At 60.5% G+C, this 263-nt stretch carries 1 protein-coding gene; it reads right to left on the bottom strand.

Annotation, left to right across the window (positions count from 1 at the left end):
- On the bottom strand, positions 1 to 219 hold a 219-nt coding region (locus JI666_RS21240; RefSeq protein ID WP_206895072.1), incomplete at its 3' end, for a DUF6364 family protein.
- Between the last annotated feature and the right edge of the window lie 44 nt (positions 220 to 263).

The following is a 263-nucleotide window of genomic DNA, read 5'->3' as shown; positions in this document are numbered from 1 at the left end:
CTCGTCGCGCAGCGCGTTGACCATTTCCAGCGTCACCAAACCGTGACCGCGACGGGGCAGAAGCGGCAACCCGTTCTTGGTCTCGAAGGGTTCCGGCGGCTTCTCGAGCGATTGACGAGCGAGCTTGGAGATCATCGCCCCTAAGCTCGTCCCCTGATGGTCCGCCAAAGCACGGGCCGCGTGGATCACGTCGTCATCGATGGAAAGAGTGGTGCGCATGATACACCATATACCGCATCACGCATCACGCATCACGCATCAAC

Source organism: Bacillus sp. NTK071, from assembly GCF_017303315.1.
Taxonomy (GTDB): Bacteria; Bacillota; Bacilli; order Bacillales; family Guptibacillaceae; genus Guptibacillus.
Note: the sequence above shows the minus strand (reverse complement) of the source record. Positions and strands in the feature narration are given on the sequence as shown.